Source organism: Variovorax glacialis, from assembly GCF_051216375.1.
In the GTDB taxonomy this organism is placed as follows: Bacteria; Pseudomonadota; Gammaproteobacteria; order Burkholderiales; family Burkholderiaceae_C; genus Variovorax.
In genome coordinates this window covers 680856-700783 of the sequence record NZ_JBPJZT010000001.1, presented here as the reverse complement: position 1 = coordinate 700783, position 19928 = coordinate 680856, and the positions used below count along the sequence as shown (strand labels likewise).

20 protein-coding genes are annotated in these 19928 nt (G+C 69.0%); 10 read left to right on the top strand and 10 right to left on the bottom strand.

All coding sequences use genetic code 11. The features are described from left to right. The first annotated feature begins 45 nt into the window (after window positions 1-45). From ACSFBL_RS03475 to ACSFBL_RS03465, 3 genes are read left to right on the top strand one after another with little or no spacing between them, the layout of a single operon-like run. Window positions 46-1185 (top strand): BMP family ABC transporter substrate-binding protein, encoded by a 1140-nt coding sequence (locus ACSFBL_RS03475; RefSeq protein WP_435514344.1) that lies wholly within the window; start codon window positions 46-48, stop codon window positions 1183-1185. Then, window positions 1185-2681: an amidohydrolase family protein gene (locus tag ACSFBL_RS03470; protein ID WP_435514343.1), complete on the top strand. Its 1497-nt coding sequence runs from the start codon at window positions 1185-1187 to the stop codon at window positions 2679-2681. Before ACSFBL_RS03475 ends, ACSFBL_RS03470 begins: the two co-directional genes overlap by 1 nt. A 38-nt stretch (window positions 2682-2719) precedes the next feature. Then, window positions 2720-3325, top strand: a complete 606-nt coding sequence (locus ACSFBL_RS03465; protein WP_435514342.1) for a methyltransferase domain-containing protein — start codon at window positions 2720-2722, stop codon at window positions 3323-3325. A 24-nt stretch (window positions 3326-3349) separates the two neighbouring features. Here ACSFBL_RS03465 and ACSFBL_RS03460 read toward each other — a convergent pair whose 3' ends face one another. Continuing rightward, window positions 3350-4348, bottom strand: coding sequence for an AraC family transcriptional regulator (locus ACSFBL_RS03460; RefSeq protein ID WP_435514341.1), 999 nt, complete (start codon window positions 4346-4348; stop codon window positions 3350-3352). 105 nt (window positions 4349-4453) lie between these two features. Between ACSFBL_RS03460 and ACSFBL_RS03455 the strand changes: the two genes are divergently transcribed. The 5 genes from ACSFBL_RS03455 to ACSFBL_RS03435 all read left to right on the top strand — a co-directional run bounded on the left by ACSFBL_RS03455 (window position 4454) and on the right by ACSFBL_RS03435 (window position 8836). Next, entirely contained in the window at window positions 4454-5422 is a 969-nt protein-coding gene (locus tag ACSFBL_RS03455; protein WP_435514340.1) for a Bug family tripartite tricarboxylate transporter substrate binding protein, read from the top strand. 2 nt (window positions 5423-5424) lie between these two features. Beyond that, window positions 5425-6456 (top strand): amidohydrolase family protein, encoded by a 1032-nt coding sequence (locus ACSFBL_RS03450; RefSeq protein ID WP_435514339.1) that lies wholly within the window; start codon window positions 5425-5427, stop codon window positions 6454-6456. Next, window positions 6453-6776, top strand: a complete 324-nt coding sequence (locus tag ACSFBL_RS03445) for a NifU family protein (RefSeq protein WP_435514338.1) — start codon at window positions 6453-6455, stop codon at window positions 6774-6776. The genes ACSFBL_RS03450 and ACSFBL_RS03445 overlap by 4 nt, the downstream gene beginning before the upstream one ends. Then, window positions 6773-7744, top strand: a complete 972-nt coding sequence (locus tag ACSFBL_RS03440) for a fumarylacetoacetate hydrolase family protein (protein WP_435514337.1) — start codon at window positions 6773-6775, stop codon at window positions 7742-7744. The genes ACSFBL_RS03445 and ACSFBL_RS03440 overlap by 4 nt, the downstream gene beginning before the upstream one ends. Before the next feature lie 120 nt (window positions 7745-7864). After that, window positions 7865-8836 (top strand): cation diffusion facilitator family transporter, encoded by a 972-nt coding sequence (locus ACSFBL_RS03435; protein WP_435514336.1) that lies wholly within the window; start codon window positions 7865-7867, stop codon window positions 8834-8836. Between the two features lie 95 nt (window positions 8837-8931). Here the strand turns inward: ACSFBL_RS03435 and ACSFBL_RS03430 are convergent, their stop codons facing one another. Next, window positions 8932-9870 (bottom strand): LysR family transcriptional regulator, encoded by a 939-nt coding sequence (locus ACSFBL_RS03430; RefSeq protein WP_435514335.1) that lies wholly within the window; start codon window positions 9868-9870, stop codon window positions 8932-8934. A gap of 156 nt (window positions 9871-10026) precedes the next feature. On the opposite strand from ACSFBL_RS03430, the gene ACSFBL_RS03425 reads away from it, so the two are divergent. Both ACSFBL_RS03425 and ACSFBL_RS03420 read left to right on the top strand, forming a co-directional pair. Beyond that, entirely contained in the window at window positions 10027-10899 is an 873-nt protein-coding gene (locus ACSFBL_RS03425) for a TauD/TfdA dioxygenase family protein (protein WP_435514334.1), read from the top strand. Window positions 10900-10908: 9 nt separating this feature from the next. Further along, window positions 10909-11910 carry a Bug family tripartite tricarboxylate transporter substrate binding protein gene (locus ACSFBL_RS03420; protein WP_435514333.1) on the top strand — a complete coding sequence of 334 codons (1002 nt, stop codon included), beginning with the start codon at window positions 10909-10911 and terminating at the stop codon, window positions 11908-11910. Between the two features lie 10 nt (window positions 11911-11920). Here the strand turns inward: ACSFBL_RS03420 and ACSFBL_RS03415 are convergent, their stop codons facing one another. From ACSFBL_RS03415 to ACSFBL_RS03380, 8 genes are read right to left on the bottom strand one after another with little or no spacing between them, the layout of a single operon-like run. After that, complete coding sequence (locus tag ACSFBL_RS03415; protein ID WP_435514332.1) at window positions 11921-12508, bottom strand: BRCT domain-containing protein; 588 nt, start codon at window positions 12506-12508, stop codon at window positions 11921-11923. Between the two features lie 7 nt (window positions 12509-12515). Then, window positions 12516-12743, bottom strand: a complete 228-nt coding sequence (locus tag ACSFBL_RS03410) for a hypothetical protein (protein WP_435514331.1) — start codon at window positions 12741-12743, stop codon at window positions 12516-12518. 16 nt (window positions 12744-12759) lie between these two features. Continuing rightward, window positions 12760-14190 (bottom strand): TolC family protein, encoded by a 1431-nt coding sequence (locus ACSFBL_RS03405; protein ID WP_435514330.1) that lies wholly within the window; start codon window positions 14188-14190, stop codon window positions 12760-12762. Between the two features lie 8 nt (window positions 14191-14198). Beyond that, on the bottom strand, window positions 14199-15335 hold the full coding sequence (locus tag ACSFBL_RS03400; RefSeq protein WP_435514329.1) for an HlyD family secretion protein: 1137 nt from the start codon (window positions 15333-15335) through the stop codon (window positions 14199-14201). Beyond that, window positions 15335-15919 (bottom strand): DUF3302 domain-containing protein, encoded by a 585-nt coding sequence (locus tag ACSFBL_RS03395; protein ID WP_435514328.1) that lies wholly within the window; start codon window positions 15917-15919, stop codon window positions 15335-15337. The genes ACSFBL_RS03400 and ACSFBL_RS03395 overlap by 1 nt, the downstream gene beginning before the upstream one ends. Window positions 15920-15977: 58 nt before the next feature. Next, entirely contained in the window at window positions 15978-17579 is a 1602-nt protein-coding gene (locus ACSFBL_RS03390; protein WP_435514327.1) for an acyl-CoA carboxylase subunit beta, read from the bottom strand. After that, window positions 17576-19162 (bottom strand): class I adenylate-forming enzyme family protein, encoded by a 1587-nt coding sequence (locus ACSFBL_RS03385; protein ID WP_435514326.1) that lies wholly within the window; start codon window positions 19160-19162, stop codon window positions 17576-17578. The genes ACSFBL_RS03390 and ACSFBL_RS03385 overlap by 4 nt, the downstream gene beginning before the upstream one ends. Next, window positions 19159-19926, bottom strand: a complete 768-nt coding sequence (locus ACSFBL_RS03380; RefSeq protein ID WP_435514325.1) for a GntR family transcriptional regulator — start codon at window positions 19924-19926, stop codon at window positions 19159-19161. The genes ACSFBL_RS03385 and ACSFBL_RS03380 overlap by 4 nt, the downstream gene beginning before the upstream one ends. Window positions 19927-19928 lie beyond the last annotated feature (2 nt).

The window sequence follows — 19928 nt, the reverse complement described above, 5'->3', positions numbered from 1 at the left end:
AGATTCCCTTCCCCCTCGCATCCCAACCTCAAGAAGGACTTCACCATGTCGAACGCTTACTGGAACCGCCGCCGCTTTCTCGGCACCACGCTCGGCTCGGCCATCGGCGGCACGCTGGCCGGCACGGCCATCGCGCCGGCCCTGTTCGGTGCGAGCGCGGCGCAGGCCCAGTCCAAGGCCATCACCGTCGGCCTGATCTATGTCGGCCCGCGCGAGGACTACGGCTGGAACCAGGCCCACGCGGTCGCGGCCAAGGCACTGCGGGCCGTGCCCGGCATCAAGGTGGTCGAGGAAGAGAACGTGCCCGAGACGGTGGCCGTGCGCAAGACCATGGAGGGCATGATCCAGAGCGACGGTGCCTCGCTGATCTTCGCCACCTCCTTCGGCTATTTCGACCCCTTCATGGTCGACATGTCCAGGAAGTACCCGAAGGTCGAGTTCCGCCACCCGACCTCGCTGTGGTCGCCCGAGAAGCACCCGATGAACCTCGGCGGCTACTTCTGCTACCTCGACCAGGCGCACTACGTGAATGGCATCGCCGCCGGCCTGTCGACCAAGTCCAACAAGGTCGGCTACGTCGCCGCCAAGCCGATCGCCATCGTGCTGCGCAACATCAACAGCTTCGCCATGGGCGTGCGCAAGGTCAATCCGAACGCGGTGGTGCAGCTGGTGTTCACCGGCGAGTGGTCGATGCCCGTGCGCGAGGCCGAGGCCACCAACGCGCTGATCGCCGCCGGCAACGACGTGATCGCCAGCCATGTGGACAGCCCCAAGGTGGTGATCGAGACGGCGGAGAAGGCCGGCGTGAAGACGCTGGGCCACAACGCCTCGCAGGCCCAGCTCGCGCCCAGGGGATTCATCACCGGTGCCGAGAACAAGTGGGAGACGGTCTACAAGTCCTTCGCCGCCGACGTGGGCGCGGGCAGGAAGCTGCCCAACCAGTTCTTCGGCGGCTACGACAAGGACATGGTGCTGAGCACGCCCTTCGGCGCCGGCGCGAGCGAACAGGCGCGCAACGCCGCCACCGCCGCCATTGCCGACCTGAAGGCCGGCAAGCCGATCTGGACCGGCCCCGTGAAGAGCAACACCGGCAAGGTGGTCCTGGACAAGGGCTACGGCAACTACGACCCGATCCTCGAGAAGATGGACTATTTGGTCGAGGGCGTGTCCGGCACGCTCGGTTGATGACCAACGCGGCCTTTTTCGACTGCGCCTGGCTGCTGGCCGATCCGGGTGCCGCGCCGGCACGGCGCGATGTGCGCATCGGTGTGGCCGGTGGGCGCGTCACTTCCGTCGAGGCGCAGTCGGGCGCGGCCATCGGACGACGCCGGCTGGCACTGCCTGCGCTCGCCAACGCCCACGACCACGCGCGCACCTTTCGCAGCGCCACGCTGGGGGCATTCAACCAGCCGCTGGAAAGCTGGCTGCCGTTCCTCGGCGTGGTGCCGGGCGTGGACCCATACCTCTGCGCAGCGACTTCGTTCGCACGCTCGGTGCGCAACGGTGTCGCGCACCTCATGGTGCACTACACACGGGTGCAGGGCGGCATGCCTTACGTGGACGAGGCGCGCGCCGTCGCACAGGCCGCGCGGGACGTCGGTGTCCGCATCGGCTTCGCGGTGGCCATGCGGGACCGCCAGGGCATCGCCTACTGCGACGATGCGACGGTGCTGTCCGCGCTGCGCCCGGGCATCCGCGACACGGTCGCTCAGCGGCTCGCCGTGCAGCCGGTCGCGCCTGCGCGGCAGCTCGCACTGGTGGACGAGGTCGCTGCGATGGTGCAAGCGGAAGGATGGGGCGACCATGTCACCGTCCAGTACGGCCCGACCGCCGTCCAGTGGTGCAGCACGCCGCTGCTCGAAGCCATCGCGCAGGCATCGGCCGACAGCGGCCGCCCCGTGCACATGCACCTGCTGGAGACCCCGTACCAGCGCCGCTGGGCCGACCAGGCGCACCCCGGCGGCATCGTGAAGTTTCTCGATGACATCGGGCTGCTGAGCCCGCGACTCACGCTGGCGCATTGCACCTGGGCGCGGCCCGAGGAGCTGGCGCTGATCGCCGAACGCGGCGCGAGCATCGCGGTCAGCACGAGTTCGAACCTGGGGCTGCGGTCCGGCATCGCGCCGCTGCCCGAGATGCTGAAGCAGGGCTGCCGCGTGGCGATGGGGCTCGACGGCATGGCCTTCGACGAGGACGACGACGCGCTGCGCGAGGCGCGGCTCGCCTACGCGCTGCACCGCGGCTGGGGCTTCGACACGACGATGACGCCATCGCAGCTCTGGGGCTTCGCGTCGCGCCACGGCCCGCGCAGCGTGTCGGGTGCCGCCGCATCATCGAACGGCCGCATCGCGCCCGGCGCGCCGGCCGACATCGTGCTGCTGGACTGGGACGCGCTCGATGGCGATGCCCTGTTCGCCGACACGGACCCGCTCGATCTGCTGCTTGCGCGCGGCAACGGCACGCACATCACGGACGTGCTCGTCGGCGGGCGCACCGTCGTCGAGGCCGGCCGCGTGACAGGCATCGACGAGGCGGCGCTGCGCGCCGAGTTGCTCGCACGCACGCGCGCCGCCCTGGCTGCCGACGCGACGCACGGCGGCTGGCGCGCGACGGTGCACGCGCTCGCGCAGGACCTTGCCCCTTTCTATCGTGACGGCCGCTTCGGCACCTGTTGCGGCTGATCCCCGAGAATCCCCGCAACATGACATGGAGCGGGAACATGCAATCAGCCGGTGCCGACACCTTCGACGAAGCCTATTACCGGCGCTACTACTTCGACAAGAAGACCAAGGTGGTGGACCCCCGGCATGTCGAGCGGCTGGGCGCCTTCGTCTGCGCCTACCTGCAGTACCTGCGCGTGCCCGTGAAGCGGGTGCTGGACGTGGGTTGCGGCATCGGGCTCTGGCGCGACATCGTGGCGCGGCACTTTCCGCTGGCCAGTTACCACGGCGTGGAATTCAGCGACTACCTGTGCGGGCGCTACGGCTGGGAACGCGGTTCGGTGGTGGACTACCAGGCCAGGAAGCCCTTCGACTTCGTCATCTGCCAGGGCGTGCTGCCCTACCTCGGCCCGCCGGATCTCAAGCGCGCCCTGCACAACCTGAGCCGGCTGAGCCACGGCGGCCTGTACGTGGAGGCCGTGACGCGCGAGGACTATGCGCGCGACATCGTGGACGAGGACGTGACCGACCCGCGCATCTTTCGTCACCGCGCCGAGGTGTACCGGCACGGGCTGTCGCGGCACTTCCAGGAGGTGGGCGGCGGCGTGTGGCTGAGCCGGCAGACCGAGCTTCCCCTGTTCTCGCTCGAGTGCGTCGCGGGGTGATGTCGCCCTCCGAAGCCCTCCGGTTCAGCCGGCCCTGTCCCGCCACGCCTTCGGGCCGCACCCGAAGCACTGGCTGAACCACCGCGAGAACGCACTCGTTTCGGAGAACCCGAGCAGTCCCGCGATCGCGCCGATCGTCTTGTCCGATCGCTCGACATAGCGGCGAGCCTGTTCGCGTCGCGCCGCTTCGAGTTCGCTCGCGAAGGTCACGCCCGCGTCCGCGAGGTGCCGTCGCAACGTGCGCTCCTGCAGGCCCATCCGCAGCGCGACGTTCGCCATCGTGCAGCGGCCGCTGGGCAGCATCACGCGGATCAGTTCGCGGACCCGTTCGTCCACGGGCCGCGCCTTCAGGCCGGCCCAGGCTTCCACCTGTCGCTCGGATTCGCTGCGGAAGATCGGATCGGCCTCCGCGATCGGCAGGTCCAGGTCCTCGGGCGCGATGAACAGCGCGTTGCCGTCGGCGTCGAACGTCACCGGACAGCCGAAGTAGCGCCGGTATGGACGCTCGTCCGCGGGCGCGGGGTGCGCGAGGCACACGGCCCGTGCACGCCACTGCGGCCCGCACAGGTGCCGCATGATCTGGAAGACGCCACCTGCGACCAGGTCGATCACCTGGGTCGACGAGGCGGCAACGGCTTCTCCGTGGTACGCGCACAGCGCGACGCTGCCCTCCCCCTCCTGCAGGTCGAGGATCACCTCCGAATGCAGGTACAGCCAGGCGCTGATCGCCTGCAGCGCGTGCCGCACGTCGGGCTCGTCGCGCGCGAGCTGGCCAACCGCGCCGAAATGCGACAGGCGCCGCGCCTGCGAGAGGCGCAACCCCAGGTCGGGGCAGTCGAAACGCTGCGCCGAATCCTCTAGCAGCCGCACGATGGACGCGACAGGCACGCGGGCCTGCGGGTCGCTCAGCGCGGACAGCGGGATGCGCGCGCGCCGCAGCAGCTGCGCCGGGTCGCCGCCCTGCGCGCGCATCAGCGCCGCGAAGCCGGTCAGGACGTTGGCGCTGGCGGTGGCACGGGGCATGTCCGCGAATGTCAACAAAATGTCCGCGATGGTCAAGACGTCCCGGGCGGTCCGGCCCTAGATTGCGTACAGCGGCAGCCCCACATGGCCGCAGGAGACAACACCATGAAGATCCGCAGCTTCGGGCGCGCTGCCGCCGTGCTGGCGCTGACCTGCGCCGCCGCCTGCCTGCACGCGCAATCGAACTGGCCCACGCACCCGGTGCGGGTGGTGGTCCCGGCCGTTGCAGGGACGGGCCCCGACGCGCTGTGCCGCCAGGTCACCCAGCGCCTCGGCGACCTGCTCGGCCAGCCCTTCACGCCCGACAACCGCCCCGGTGCCAGCGGCCATGTGGGCGTGGAGGCGACGGCCAAGGCCGCTCCCGACGGCTACACCGCCGTGTGCGGCGCGTCGAGCACCTTCGTCACGACGCCGCACCTCATGAAGCTCGGGTACGACCCCAACAAGGACCTGGCGCCGGTGGCCATGCTGGCGCGCGCGCACCTGCTCCTGATCGCGAGTCCGACGGTCCCGGCCGACGACATGCCGTCGCTCATCGCATGGATCAAGGCCAACCCGGGCAAGGTCTCCTACGCGTCGCCGGGCGTCGGCTCGAACGCGCACCTGGCGATGGAGGTGTTCAAGGCGCGCACGGGCCTCGACATCGTCCACGTGCCCTACAACACGACGCCGGCGCTGACCGACCTGGCCAGCGGCCGCGTGCAGCTCCTGATCGAGCCGAGCGCGAGCGCCACGCCCTTCGTGCGGGACGGCCGGGTGAAGCTGATCGCGATCGCCAGCCCGACGCTGCTGCCGGAGTTCCCGAAGGCGCGGCTCACGAACGAGACGGTCCCGGGCTTCGAGGTGATCGGCTGGGGTGGCCTGTTCGTGCCCGCGGCGACGCCGCGCCCGATCGTCGACCGGCTGGCCGCGGAAGTCCACAACGTGCTGCAGCAGAAGGAGCTGCGCGATGCCTTCGGGACTCTCGGCTTCGTGCCCTACGACATGGGACCGGACGAATCGCGGCGCTTCATCCGCAGCGAGTACGACCACTGGGGCGAGGTGATCCGCTCCGCCAACATCCGCCTGGAGTGAGCATGATCGACAACCTGTTCGTCTTCGACAACGTCATCCACCTGTACGACCTCTCGGCCGGCAACGTGCGCACGGATCGCGACGATGCGATGCCCGCACGGGACCGCATCCTCGACTACATCCGCGCGCAGGTCCGCGACCCGAGGGCGGCGCCAGGCGGCCGCCGCGACTTCCACTGGGACACGCGCTGGAGCGTCGAGGAGATGCACGAGTTGGTCTTCAAGGGCTCCGCGACCGACATGGCGATGGCCCAGACGGTGCCGATGTTCGACTGGTTCAAGGACTGGTACTCCCCGGTCCGCACGCAGCATGCGATGGCCGCCGCCTATCCCGATCGCGTGCTGTTCTGCGGAGGCGTGGATCCGGGCTACCGGGGACTGGCGGACGCGCTAGAGCAGATCGACCACCAGGCCCGCGCGCTCGGCGCACGCTCGTTCAAGTTCTACAACGGGCACGCCCAGCTCAAGGACTGCTGGCGCTGCGACGACGAGAAGCTCGCCTACCCGATGTACGAACGGGCGCTCGCCAACGGCGTGCGCGTGCTGCAGTTCCACAAGGGCAACCCCTACGGCCTGCAGAACATGGAATGGCTGAGCCCGGTCGACCTGCAGGCGCCGGCGCGCGACTTCCCGCAGGCGGACTTCATCGTGCACCACCTCGCCTTGCCCTACTTCGAGGAGATGGTGTCGATCGCCACGCGCTTTCCGAACGTCTACCTGTCGCTGGCCGGCTTCATGGCGTTCTACCGCGTGGCGCCGCGGCGCGTGCAGGAGCATATCGGCCGCCTGCTGCAGACCGCCGGGCCCGACAAGATCCTGTGGGGTTCCGAAGCGGCGCTCGCGGGCAATCCGCAGCCGTACCTGGAAGCCTTCATGGAACTGAAGATTCCCGACGACCTGCGCGCGGGCTACGGCTACCCGCAGATCACGCGCGAGGACCGTCGCAAGATCCTCGGCGAGAACTTCGCGCGGATCATGGGCATCGACCTGGAGGCCGCCAAGCGCAGGCTGGGCCTCGTGACGGAGGCTGCATGAAAGACGCCGTCGAAGTCCGGGTGCAGGCCCTCGACCGCATGCTGCGATCGCATGCGGGGGGCCTCGCGCTGCAGTCCGTCGATGAATGCGGGGTGGTGCGCGTGCGCTTCACCGGGATGTGCGTCGGCTGCGAGCTGCGGCCGGTGACGGCGGCGCACGTGATCGAGCCAGCGCTGCGGGCACTCGACGGTGTGACCGCGGTGGAACTCGCGGGCGGCCGCGTCTCCGAGCACGCGCAGGCCGCGCTCGAGGCATCGGCCGGCTGCGCCGATCTCGAGGCGATCCTGCGGGCGGTTCGGCGCTGCGAGGACGAGGCATGAAGCTCGTCACCTTCATCGAAGCGGGCGATGCCGTGCCGCGCGTGGGCAGCCTGCAGGACGATCTGATCGTCGACCTTCAACGCGCGTACGCGGCGACGCTCGCGGGGGATCCGTTCGCGGCGCAGATCGCGGCGGTGCGCATTCCGGGCGACATGGTCCGGTTCCTGGAGGGCGGGGCGTTGTCGATGGAGGCCGCGCGCGCGGCCGACGCGCACGCGCGTTCCGCCAGCCCCGATGCGTTGCTTGCGACCCGCGTGGCGCAGCAGGCGAGCACGGTGCAAGTGCTGGCGCCGGTGCCCCGGCCGCGCAAGATCATCTCCGCGGGCGGCACCTACCGCTCGCACGTGGACGAAGTGCACCAGCAGAAGGTGAAGCTCGATGTGCCCGACTACCCCCTCGCGTTCCTGAAGATGCCCTCGGCGGTGATCGGGCCGGGAGCGGACATCGTGCGTTCGCGCCTCACCGACGAACTCGACTACGAGATCGAGATCGCCCTCGTGATCGGCGCGCGCTGCAAGGACGTGCCCGCGCAGGACTGGCGCTCGGTCGTGGCCGGGATCACCGTAGTCAACGACGTGAGCATGCGCGACATCATCATCGCGGAGCAGACGCACGGCATTCACTTCCAGGGCAAGAACCTCGACACCTGCTGCCCGCTCGGCCCCTGCATTACCACCCTCGACGAACTCGGCGACACCGGCAACCTGGCGTTCGAATTGCGAGTGAACGGCGAGGTGCGCCAGCGCGACAACACGCGCAACATGGTCTACGACTTCGGCGCGATCGTCGCGTACTGGTCGCGGGTGACGCTGGAGCCGGGCGACGTGATCACCACGGGCACGACCTCGGGCGTCGCGGGCTTCCGCAAACAGAACCCGGAGAAGCTGCTGAAGCCGGGCGACGTGGTGGAGGCCGAGGTGCAGGGCGTGGGCGTGTTGCGCAACCGCGTGGTGGACGAACTCCGCTAGCGTCCGGGCCGACGCTCGCCGATACCGAAAGCGGTGTGGCGGACGATGGCGGGGCAGGTGGCATCATCTGCCCACCATGACTTCCGCGAACCCTCGCCAAGGGCGCCGAGGTGCCCCGCCATGAGAGCGTTCCACCGCTTTCATCGCCACCTCGGCGTCGAAGCCGACAAGCCGGGCGGCAAGTCGGCGGTGTTGCTCGCCTTCGCGGCGGGCACCTCGATGGCGCTCGTGAAATCGGTGGCCGCGGTCCTCACGGGCTCCGCCTCGATGACCGCCGAGGCCGTGCACTCGTGGGTCGATGCCCTGACCGACAGTTTCCTCGTCGCCGCCTACCTCGCGGCCCGGCGCCCGGCCGACGCGCGCCGTCGGCTCGGCTATGGCCGGGAGTCCTACGTGTGGTCGATGTTCGGCTCGATCGCGATGCTGGCCCTGGGCGCGCAGGTGGGAATCTGGCGCGGCATCCGCCAGCTCGGCATGCCCGACGCGACGACCGACTACCGGCTCGGCTATGCGGTCATCCTCGGTTCGTTCGCACTCCAGAGCATCTCGACCTTCCAGGCGCTTCGCTTTCTGCGCCGGCGTGCGTCGGACCGGCAGCTCAGTGCGGTCAGGCACGTGTTCGAGACCTCCGACTCGCAGCTGCGCACGGTGGTGACGCAGGATCTTCTCGCGCTGGTCGGGCTGGCCGTCGCCGGACTCGGGATGCTGTTGCACGACATCACCGGCAACGTCGTGTACGACGCCGGCGGCTCCATCGTCGTGGGCCTGCTGATGGGGATCGCCGGGGTGTTCCTGGTCAATCTGAACCGCCGCTATCTGGCCGGGATGCCGCTGCCGGCCGACCGGCGGGCGACCGCCATCGTGCTGCTGAAGCAATCGCCCGACGTCAAGCGCGTCACCCACCTGTTCACCGAGTTCATCGGGCCGGACCGCATCCTGCTGGCCGCGCGCATCGAGATCGCCGGCGAGCATTCGCAGGCCGAACTCGGCACCATCCTGCGCCGGCTGGAGCAGCAGGTCATGGCCCACAGGAACGTCGGTCTCGCCACATTGACGCTGTCCGCGCCCGACGAGGAAGACATCCGGGACTAGGCGCTCGCCCCTTCCCGGAGCCCGGGCCATCCGCTGCCCGGCGAGCGCGAAGGCTATCGAGGCCCATCCACGGACTCGCGGGGCCAGGCGCTCGCTCAGCGCAGTGCGGCGGCCTCGACGAGGCAGCTTCTGAAGGTGTCGATCGCGCTCGACGCCGCGGCACCCGCCGGCGAGAAGAGCGACACGGGCATCACCAGTCCCGGCGTCTCCACATCGAGCATGCGGACCTGGCCGGCCATCGCCAGGCGACGCGCCAGATGTTGCGGCAGGACCGCCAGGGCCGCTCCGTTGACCACCAGCTCCAGGATGAGGTCGAGCGACAGGGTTTCGGCCAGCACGCGGGGGCGCACGGCGCCGACCTGCCGGAAGAGCGCCTCGACGGCGGCACGCACGCGCGTGGTCCGCGGGGGCAGCACCCACGCTTCGGCCACCATGTCGGGCCATCCGGTGCGCCGTCGGGCGGCCAGCGCGTGGCGCGTGCCGCACACGATGGCCGGCGCATCGATGTAGAGCGGCGTGGCGTCGAGGTCCACGGGTGCGACGCTGTCGCCGGCCGCGCCGACCACCAGGTCCAGCCTCCCGGTGCGCAGCTGCCGCAACAGATGCTCGCGGGTGCCCTCGCTCACGGTCACCGTCAGCGCCGGCAGCCGCTGGCGGCTTTGGAGGATGGCGGCATTGAGCAGGTAGCCGGTGCCCGAGCCGGCGGTCGCGCCGACAGCCACCGTCGCGGTGATGCCCTGCTCGATGCCGGTCAGCTCGTCGACGGCACGCGCGATCTCGTTGGTCATCATGTGCGCGTAGCGCAGCAGGCAGGCGCCATGTGCGGTCGGCACCATGCCGCGCGAAGTGCGCTCGAACAGCGCCACGCCGACACCGCTTTCGATCTCGGCCAGGGCCTTCGAAACGGCCGGTTGGGAAATGTTCAGCGCGGTCGCCACGCGTCCCACCTGGCGCAGTTCCTCCAGCGCCACGAGCAGGCGCATGTGCCGAAGCGTGAGCGCGCGTTGCATGAAGGCGCTCGAGATGTTGGCCATCCACGACCCCCAAAAGTCCGCAGCATAACCCGGTGGTTATGGCTCGGGCGATCGATTTCATTGGGCAAGCGCAGCCGCCCTGGACACAATTCAGGCACTGATTTCGAGCAACCGGCGCGACGCGAACGCGCAGCGCACGACGATGGAGACAGAGACATGAACAGGCCCGACCAACTCGACATTCGACCGCTCACGCCCGTACTCGGCGCCGAGGTCTTCGGCATCGACCTGTCGGCCAGTCTCTCGCAGGCGGAGGTCGATGCCATCCGGCGCGCGCTCACGGCCCACCAGGTCATCTTCTTTCGCGACCAGCACATGAGCTTCGAGCAGCACATCGCGCTCGGCAAGCGCTTCGGATCGCTGCATGTGCATCCGCTCGCACCGGCCAATCACCCGGACCACCCGGAACTGCTGCGTATCCATGCCGACGAGCGCTCCGAGCGGGCCGCGGGCGAGAGCTGGCACACGGACGTCAGTTGCGAGGAGGAGCCGCCGATGGGCAGCATGCTGTACCTCACGGAGGTGCCCGAGAGCGGCGGCGACACCATGTTCGCGAGCATGTACGCGGCCTACGACGCGCTGTCGCAGCCGATGCAGCAGTTTCTCGAGGGGCTGACCGCGGTTCACGACGGCGCCAAGGTCTGGACGCGCTATGGCCTCGCGCCGTCCCGGCCGTTCGCGCGAAACGAGCACCCGATGGTCGTCGTTCATCCGGAGACCGGACGCAAGCTGCTCTTCGTCAACAGGGTGTTCACCTCGCATGTCCCGGCGCTCTCGCCCAGGGAGAGCGACGCCCTGCTCGAGATGCTCTACCGGCACATCGAGAACCCGCGCTTCATGTGCCGCTTTCGGTGGCAGTCGAACTCGGTGGCGTTCTGGGACAACCGTTGCACACAGCACCAGGCGATCTTCGACTACTTCCCGGCCCGCCGAAGCGGCTACCGCGTGACCATCAACGGCACGCGGCCGCTTGCGGCCGTCCGGTCCGAAGTGGCGTGGAAGGCCGAGCCCTCCGCTGTCGCCGCCTGAGGTGAGACCATGCGAAACCTGACATCGACCTTCCTGCGTCACGTCCTCGGCCGTCCGCTGTTCATCGCCGCCGCGACCGTGCTGTGTGCCTTCCCTGCGCTGTCGCAGGAGCCCTACCCCTCGCGGCCGATCACGATCGTGGTCGGGAACAGCGCCGGCAGCGGCGGCGACCTGCTTTGCAGGGTGATCGCGGCGGGCCTGGGTTCGGCCCTCAACCAGACGGTGATCGTCGACAACCGGGTCGGCGCCAACAGCCTGATCGCCGGCCAGGCGGTGGTGCGGGCAAAGCCCGACGGCTACACGCTGCTTTTCGGCAATGCGTCCAGCACCGTGATCAATCAGGCCGTGCAGAAGAACACGCCCTTCGATGCGCGCACCGATCTGACGGCCATCGCGCAGGTCGGCGCCGGTGGCGTCGCTCTGGTCGCGACGCCGGACTTTCCGGCCAACGGCATGAAGGAGTTCATCGCCGAGGCCAGGGCGAATCCCGGCAAGTACGACTACGCCACCTGGGGCATCGGCTCGCAGGGCCATCTGGTGATGGAGTGGATCAGCCACCAGAACAGCATCCGCCTGAACCATGTGCCGTACAAGTCGATCACGGCGATCACCCAGGACCTGCAGGGCGGCGTCGTGCACATCGCCTTCGTGGATGTCGCGAGCGCGATGCCCCTCGTGAAGCAGGGCCGCCTCAAGGTGCTGGGCCTGACCGGTTCGCTGCGCTCGCCAGGCCTGCCGTCGGCGCCGTTGATGTCGGAGCAGGGCATCGGCTTCACCACCGACGGCTGGTATGGCCTGTTCGCTCCGAAGGGAACCCCGCCCGCCGTGGTCAGCCTGCTCAATCAGGAAGTGACGAAGATCCTGGCCTCGGCGGCATTGCGGGACCGCCTGCTGCAACTCAACATCGCCGATGCGCCGGTCAAGTCGCCGAGGGAGTTCTCGAAGACGATCGAGGATGACCTGGCGGTGTGGGAGCAGATCGCGCGCAGTTCGAGCATCAAGCTCGACTAGACCCCGCCGGTCAGGGCGTCGCGCTTCCGGCGAGGCCTTCGAGCCAGCGCCGCTCCGAGACGATGGAGATCGCGTGGCCTTCCCGTTGCAGGGCCAGCGCTTCCTTGATCGTCTGTCCGAGCGGTGTCTGCGTCCAGTCTGGAGAGACCTTCGACCCGACCACGAGGTAGCGGACATTGCGGCTTACGACGGCGGCCGGCCATCCACCGGCCCGCTCGAGAAGACGCTCGCAGGCCGCCCTGGTGCCGTGGAGGAATTCGCCGGACAGGCACACGAGGGTGTCGCGCAGCCTGATGTCGACTGCGTTGTCCAGCGGAAGCGCGGCGCCGTCCGAGTCGCCCGGATCGTTGAACACGTACTCCCCCGCAGCCAGTTGCCTGAGCGTGGTCATCAGGTAGGCGCGTTCGTCCTCGCTCACATGGCCGTCGGCCAGGACGGTTTCGATGGCACCGCTGATCGCGCTGCCGGGCCAAACGCGCGCCACCTCGGTGTGCTCGGCCAGCCAGACCTTGAGGAACTCGATCTCCAGATCGTCGAGGTCGCCGTCGGCGACCATGGCCTCGACGATCCCCAACAGCTGTTCGATGGCTTGTCGCATGGTTCGGTCAGTCCTTCGAAGGGTTGCGCGTCGTCCCTGGGGGCGCCGCGATGATCGAGCCGCCCACGTCCTTCACCAGACGCTTGAATTCGGGCGAATCCATGATGATCGTACCCGCAGCAGCGCGCAGGCGGTCCACCGCCTGGTCCGGCAACACGAATGTCGTCGGTTGCTGGTTGAGATGGCGCAGCCCCCGAGAAGCAGCATCGACGCGGCCACGCACCACGGCGCCCATGGCATTCGATCGACGGTCAGGGCTGCTTCTCTTGGGCCTGCAGGGCCAATGGGGCCTCGGCGACGGGGCCGAAGCCACCGCCGAGCGCCAGCAGGAGGTTGACGCGCTGCACGCGCCGTTCGGCCTGGACGCGAAACAGCGTCGATCGTGCGGAGAACACGGCCAGCTCCTGTTGCGTCACGGTCCGCTGGTCGCGCGAGCCCACGCGGTAGCGGGAGTTCTCGATCTCGAGCAGTCGTTCTGCATCCCTCACTTGCGCATCGAGCACCGGTTCGCGCTCGCGCAGCGTCGCTTCCTCGGCCAGCGCCGTCTCGACTTCGCCGAAGGCCTTGAGCGAGACCTGGGCCCAGGCGGCCACGGCCTGTTGCTGCTCTGCCGTGCGGGCTTCGACCTGCGCCTTCAATGCGCCGCCGTGAAACAGGGGTGCGATGAAGCCCGCACCGATGCTCGTGCTGGGGTTGTCGCGATCCTTGAGCACGAACATCTCGCTCGTGATCGATGACAGACCGGCCGTCAGCGAGACCCGGGGCAGCCGCGCAGCCTGCGCCTCCTGCGTGCGGTCGAAAGCCGCTGCCACGCGGCGCCCGGCGGCGACGATGTCGGGCCGGCGCTCGAGAAGCTCCGACGGCACGCCCGCTTCCGCGGGCATGTCGACGCGTGGCCAGGTCGCCGAAGGTCTCAACTCCGCCGCAGGATAGCGACCGAGGAGGAGTTCGAGCGAGCGCAGCGACTTCGTATAGGCCAGGTCGATCTGGTGCTCGGCATCGATGAAGGTCTGCAGGCTGGCCCGTGCCTGCACGACGTCGCCTTCGCTCGACGCGCCGATGCGCCAGCGCTGGTCGGCGAGCTTCATCGACTGGCCGCTGACGGTGATCATCTCCCGGGTGAGCTGGCGCTGCAGCGACGCCTCGGTCGCGAGAAACCACGATTTCGCGACCAGCGCCGCGATCGATTGCCGGGCAGCCGCCAGATCGGCCTGCGTCGATGCATGCAGGTCCTCGGCCGACCGCCTGGCATAGCGCACGCGGCCCCACAGGTCGATCTCCCAGGAAGCCGAGATCACCCAGCCGTTGAGGCCCGAGCCGTCGCCTCCCATCTTCCCGCCTCGGCGTCCGATGAGGTCGATCGCGGGCATCGCTTGCCCTCCCGCGACCCTCACGCCGGCGCCGGCTTGCTCGACCCGTGCGGCCGATGCCCGCAGGTCGTTGTTGTATGTCAACGCTTCGTCGACGAGCCGGCTCAGCACGGGGTCGCCAAAACCGGCGATCCAGTCGTTGCCGACGTTGCCCGGTGCCGCGCCGGCCTTCCATGCGGCCGGCGCAGGCGCATTCGCCAGGCCCTCGCCCGCCAGCGCGGCCCGGTCGGGCGGCGCCTTCAACGCGCATCCCGAGGCGACGAGTGCCGCACCTGCGATCGTGGCCCTGATACGGATGGAGCGTGAGTTCATGCGCCGGCTCAGTGCAGCTTCAGGATCAGCACGTCGAGCTTCGAGCCGACACGCAGGATGATCTTGCGGATGATGTGGATCAGCGCGAGATGTTCGGTGTAGATCGCGCCCTCGCCCACCGCCCCCGCAGCGAAGAACTCGCCCCGGTGCCTCGGGTCGACGTCGAGCCGCACGCCGAATCGCCCTGGCGGAATCGGCGCCGTGCCGGTCGCCGGCAACTGCGTCGAGTTGGCCGCCTGGCCCTGCCCTTGCGCCCACACGATGGATTCGACCCTTGCCTTGAAGATCGTGCCCGGCCGCGTCTTCAGGGAGAACTCGGCTTCGTCGCCCGGTGCAACCTGATGCAGCTCGTTCTGCTGGTAGAGGGCGATGACCTGGTATTCGTTCTCGACGAAGGTCATCGCGGGCGTGACCGGGAATGCCGCCGTCATCGCGCCGGGGCGCAACTGCAGGTTGATCGCGTAGCCGTCCGACGGCGCGAGGACGGTGGTCTGCGCCAGCTCCCACTTCGCGCTTTCGAGCTGCGCCTTGATCTGCGCGATCTCGGCCTGATCGTCATCGACGGTGGCGGAAAGGCTGGCGCGCACCTGCGCCTCGCCGGCGATCGACGCCGCGAGCTGCGCCTGCAGCTCCAGCACGTTCGCCTGCGCCTGTTCGAGCGCGAAGCGATCGCCGGCACCCGTCGCGACAAGCTGGCGGTTCTGTTCGGCCCGCTTGCGCGCGAGTTCGAGTTGCGCTCGTACCGCGGCGGATTTCGAGGTCGCCGCCTTCAGCTCTTCGCGCATCTTGCGCGTGCCGCCCTGTGCGTTCGCGAGCTGCGCCTCCAGCGCCTTCACCTGGAGCTGGTAGGGCGTCGGGTCGATGCGGAACAGCACATCGCCCCGCCTGATCGGCCGGTTCGGTTCGATCGGCACGTCGACGACTCGCCCCTTCACCTGGGGCACGATGTTCACCACGTACTTGAACACCCGCAGGTCGGCGGTCGAAGGCGCGAAGATGTTCAGCAGCATGACCAGCACCGTCATCGCCACGACGGGAATCGTGACGACGATCACCATCGAGACGTTGTTCCACGGCAGCCACTTGAGCTTGAAGAAGATCAGCCAGACGAAGAAGGCATAGATGCCGAGCAGGATCGCTTCCATTACGCGGCCCTCGCTGGCGGCATCTCGGCGGCGACGCTGATGCGCTCCTGCGCGGCCAGCACGCGCTCGCGAACCCGCTTCAGCTCGGGTGTCAGGTGGCCGTGCCGCTCGAGCACGTCCAGCTCGCCGAGCAGCGGGTCGACGTGTTCGCCGCCAAGCTCATCGCGAAGAGCCTTCTCGCCATGCTCGACGAAGAAGTCCTCGTGCTTCTCGGTTCCGAAGGCCAACTTGTAGCCAATGGGCCGGGTGTACGCCCAGAGCCAGGCGATCGGCCACAGCAAGCCACCGAAGACGAGCGACAACAGGCAAAGCGTATGGATCGCCGCCTTCTGCGGGTGGTGGCGCTTCTTGGCGATCTTCTCGGGCATCACATGCACGATCCAGAACAGCGCGATCGCCAGGCAGGGCACCAGCAGCAGCACGACATAGGACATCACGTCCGCCGCCGTGTCGAGCGCCTCCCCTTCGAGCAAGGAGGCGTGGGCCGGAGGCGTCCAGGCGCTCGCGAGGGCCACGGCTGCCAACAGGCGCGCGCGAAGGCGGCCGCCGCGCGTCTCCGCTGGCGCCTCATGACGCAGATGCATGGAATCTCCTTGTCTGATTCGATTGGGATGTCACTGGCGGGATGCCTGGTAGCCCTGGTCAGCGCATGGTGCGGCCGACCGGGCCGAGCCGGCGACCCGTCGCCCGGTGGGCGTCCTCGACCCAGGAACACAGCAGGGGCCGTGTGCTCGCCGGTTCGATGATGTCGAGCACACCGAAGCGTTCGGCCGTGCGCATCGGTGACGAGATCGCGTGGTAGTGCGCTTCGAGTTCGAGCCGATGCGCGACCGGGTCCTCGGCGGCGGCGATGTCCTTCTTGTAGGCCGCGGCGACGCCGCCTTCGACCGGGATGGAGCCCCAGCGTGCCGACGGCCAGGCGTAGCGATTGGGCAATGCGGTCCCCGAGGGGCCGTGCCACGGGCTCAGCATCGCGCCGGCGAGGCCCACGCAACGCCGCAGCACGATCGCCAGCCACGGCACGCCCGACTGCTCGATCGCGTGCAGGGTCTGCATCGCGGCCGCGAGCGTGCCTTCGCGCTCCGCGTCGGGACCGGTCATCACGCCGGGCTGGTCGGCCAGGTTGACGATCGGCAGGTGGAAGGTGTCGCACAGGTCGACGAAGCGCGCCATCTTCAGCGCCGCGGCACGCGTGAGCGCACCGCCCATCACCATCGGGTTGTTCGTCATCACGCCCACCGCGTGGCCGTTCAGCCGGGCCAGGCAGGTGATGGTCGAGCCGCCGAAGTCGGGCGACAGCTCAAACACCGAGCCCTGGTCGAAGATCGACTTCAGGATCTTGCGCGGCTGGAAGATCTTGCGCTTGTCGGCCGGGATCGCCTGGTTGAGCCAGGGGTCGCAGCGATCCGCCGGATCGTCGCAGGCCGCGCGCTGCGGCTGTTCCCACACATTGCCCGGAAGATAGGAAAGGAATCGTCGCGTGGCCTGCAGCGCCTCTTCCTCGGTGTCGACCGCGAGTTGCACGGTGCCGCTGTAGCGGTGCATCGCGTCATAGCCGCCGAGCGTTTCCTTGTCGATGTCGAGGCCGAGCGCCTGCTTCACGACGGGCGGGCCACCGGCGAAGATCTGGCTCTTGCCGCGGATCATGATGGCGAGGTGGGACGAGGCGACCCGCAACGCGCCGAGGCCCGCACAGGCGCCGAGCGCGATGCCGACCACCGGCACGGCGCCGAGCAGCTGCGTCATCGGCAGCATCGCGTAACCCGGGATCTTGGTGTGGCCGAGCTTGTCCAGCAGCTTCACGCTGCCGCCGGCGCTGTCGACCATGCGCACGATCGGCAGCTTGTACTCCCAGGCGTAGCGGTCGGCGAAGATCCACTTTTCCGACACCGACCCTTCCGAGGAGCCGGCGCGGATCGTGAAGTCGTCGGACGAGACGACCGTGCGCCGTTCGGCGATCTGGCCGACACCGAGCACGGCATTGCTCGGCGTGAAGCTCTCGCGCTTTCGATCGGCACCGTACTTCACGCCGCCGGCCAGCGCGCCGATCTCCCTGAAGCTGCCAACGTCGAGCAGGTGGTCGATGCGCTCGCGCGCGGTGAGTTTGCCTTGCGCGTGGTGGCGCGCGACCTGCTCTTCGCCGCCGAGTTCGCGCGCAATTGCGCGGCGCTGGGCTAGCTCTTCGAGGTCGTCGGTCCACTCGCCCCTGGCGGGCTGGGACGCGGTTGTCGTCGCGGTGTTCATTGGGAAGTTGCTCCTTGGGTACCTTGGGGATGGCGTGCCAGCCAGGCATCGCGCAGGTCGTTCTTGGTCACCTTGCCCGCGTGGTTGCGCGGCAGCGCGTCGACGAACTCGATCACGCGCGGTTTCTTGTAGCCGGCGATCAGCTCGGCGCAGTGCCGCGCGAGCGTGTTGGCATCGCCCGCTTCTCCGGGGCGGCGGACCACGAAGGCTGCGATGACCTCGCCCCACTGGGCGTCGGGCAGGCCGAGCACGGCGACTTCGGCCACGGCCGGGTGGGTGTGCAGCGCATCCTCGACCTCCCGGGCGTAGACGTTGAAGCCGCCGCTGATCATCATGTCCTTGTTGCGGCCCACGATGGAGAGAAAGCCTTCGTCGTCGAAGCGCCCGAGGTCGCCGCTGTAGTACCAGCCGTCGCGGATGGATTCACGCTCGAGCTCGGGGCGGCGCCAGAACGCGACTTCGCCGATGCCGCGGTGCGCGATCGCGATCTCGCCGATCTCGCCGGTCGGCAGGGGACGGCCGTCGGCGTCCCGCACGGTGATGTCCACGTTCATCGTGGGCCGCCCGCACGAGCTGATGCGATCCGAGGGCCGGCCGTCCTGCAGGTGATCGTGCGGGTAGAGCACGCACAGGGGCTGCACGGCCTCGGTCATGCCGTATTGCTGGCGCAGGATCGGGCCCAGCCGCTCCAGGGCCTCGTGCACCATGCTCGTCGGCGTGGGCGCCGTGCCGTAGTGCACCCGGCGCAGCGCGGACAGGTCAGCGGCGGGGTTGGCGGCGATCACTTCGAGCAGGCGGCCCAGCATGGTGGGCACGACCATCAGCTGGCTGATGCGGTCGGTGGCGATCTTCGCCACCACTTCCTCGGCATCGAAGCGGTCGGCCACGATGTTGCGCGCGCCGCGCAGGTAGCACGGCATCAGGTGCACGCCGGCCGCGTGGGTGAGCGGACCGACATGCAGCATGGCATCGTCGATGCCGAGGCCGTACTCCATCGCGGCGAAGTGGTTGGCGAGCCGCGCCTCGAAGCGTTCGATGCTGTAGGCCACGCCCTTGGGCTGGCCGGTGGTGCCCGAGGTGTAGGCAATGCGCAGCAGCAGGTCGGCGGGCACCTTGAGCCAGGGCGCGCGGTCGGACGCACGCTCGAGCAGCAGGTCGTAGTCGAGCACGTGGGCGTCGTGCCAGCCCACGCCGATCACGACCCGCAGCGTTGGCACGAGCAGGCGGACCTGTTGCACCGACTCGCGGAACTCCGCGCCGGCGATCAGCACCGAGGCCCCCGCGTCGTTGAGGATGCCGGCCTGCTCGCGCACCGTGTGGCGCGCGTTCAGCGCCACGTAGCCCTGTGCGGCCTTTTCGGCACCGAACTGGGCCTCGATGCTTTCGACCGAGTTGTTCAGCAGCACTGCGAGCCGTTCGCCCGGGGTCAGGCCCAGGCCGATCAGCGTGTTGGCGAGCTGATTGCTGCGACGCTCGATCTGGGTGTAGCTGTAGCTGCGGTCGCGAAAGACCACGGCGGGCCGGTCGCGGAACTGCGTCGCCGCCCAGGACAGGGCATGCCCTGCGATTCGTTCGGAACTCATGAGGATCCATCCTTTGTCTGTGTGAGGGGGTCGAGGGTCGGCCCGGCGGCCTGCAGGCGCCGGATGGCTTCGCGTCGCAAGGCGTCGATCAGGTCCTCGATGGCGTCCGCCGCGACGTTCGCGTCGCCGGCCTTCAGCGCGGTCACCATCGAGCGCCAGGTGCGCGCCGATTCGTCGCGCCGCGCGGCGCTCGCGAGACCGAGCATCGAGTAGCGCCGGGTCTGCCGTGCGAGCGAGCCCAGGATTTCCGCGAGCCGCTCGTTGCCCGAGGCGTCGGCGAGCAGCCGACCGAGCCGATTGCTGATCGCGAGATAGGCCTCGGCCTCGACGACACCGTGGGCAGCGGCCTCGAGTTCGCACACGCCGGCCTCGATGGCCGCCATGAAGTCGTCGTCGCGGGCTGCAAGGCGGCGGACCATCGCGCCGATCAGGTCGCGGCGGATCTCGAACAGATCGCCGACCTCCTTGATGCTGAGCTGCGTGACGTGCGCGCCGCGGTGGGGCTGGATGCGCACGACGGCATCGCGCTCGAGGATGCGCAGGGCTTCGCGGACCGGGCCGCGGCTGACGTCGAGCTGCTCGGCGATCGCGTCCTCGCGGATGCGGTCGCCCGGCGCGTAGTCGCCGCTCGCGATCGACAACGAGATGCGCTCGGCGATCTGCTCGGCAAGCGTCATCAGCTGGCGGCCCGCGGACGAAGCGCGCACCGGCGGCGCATCGGCTTCCGCGCCGTGGCTCTGCGTGTCGGCGTCGGCCTGCTTCATGG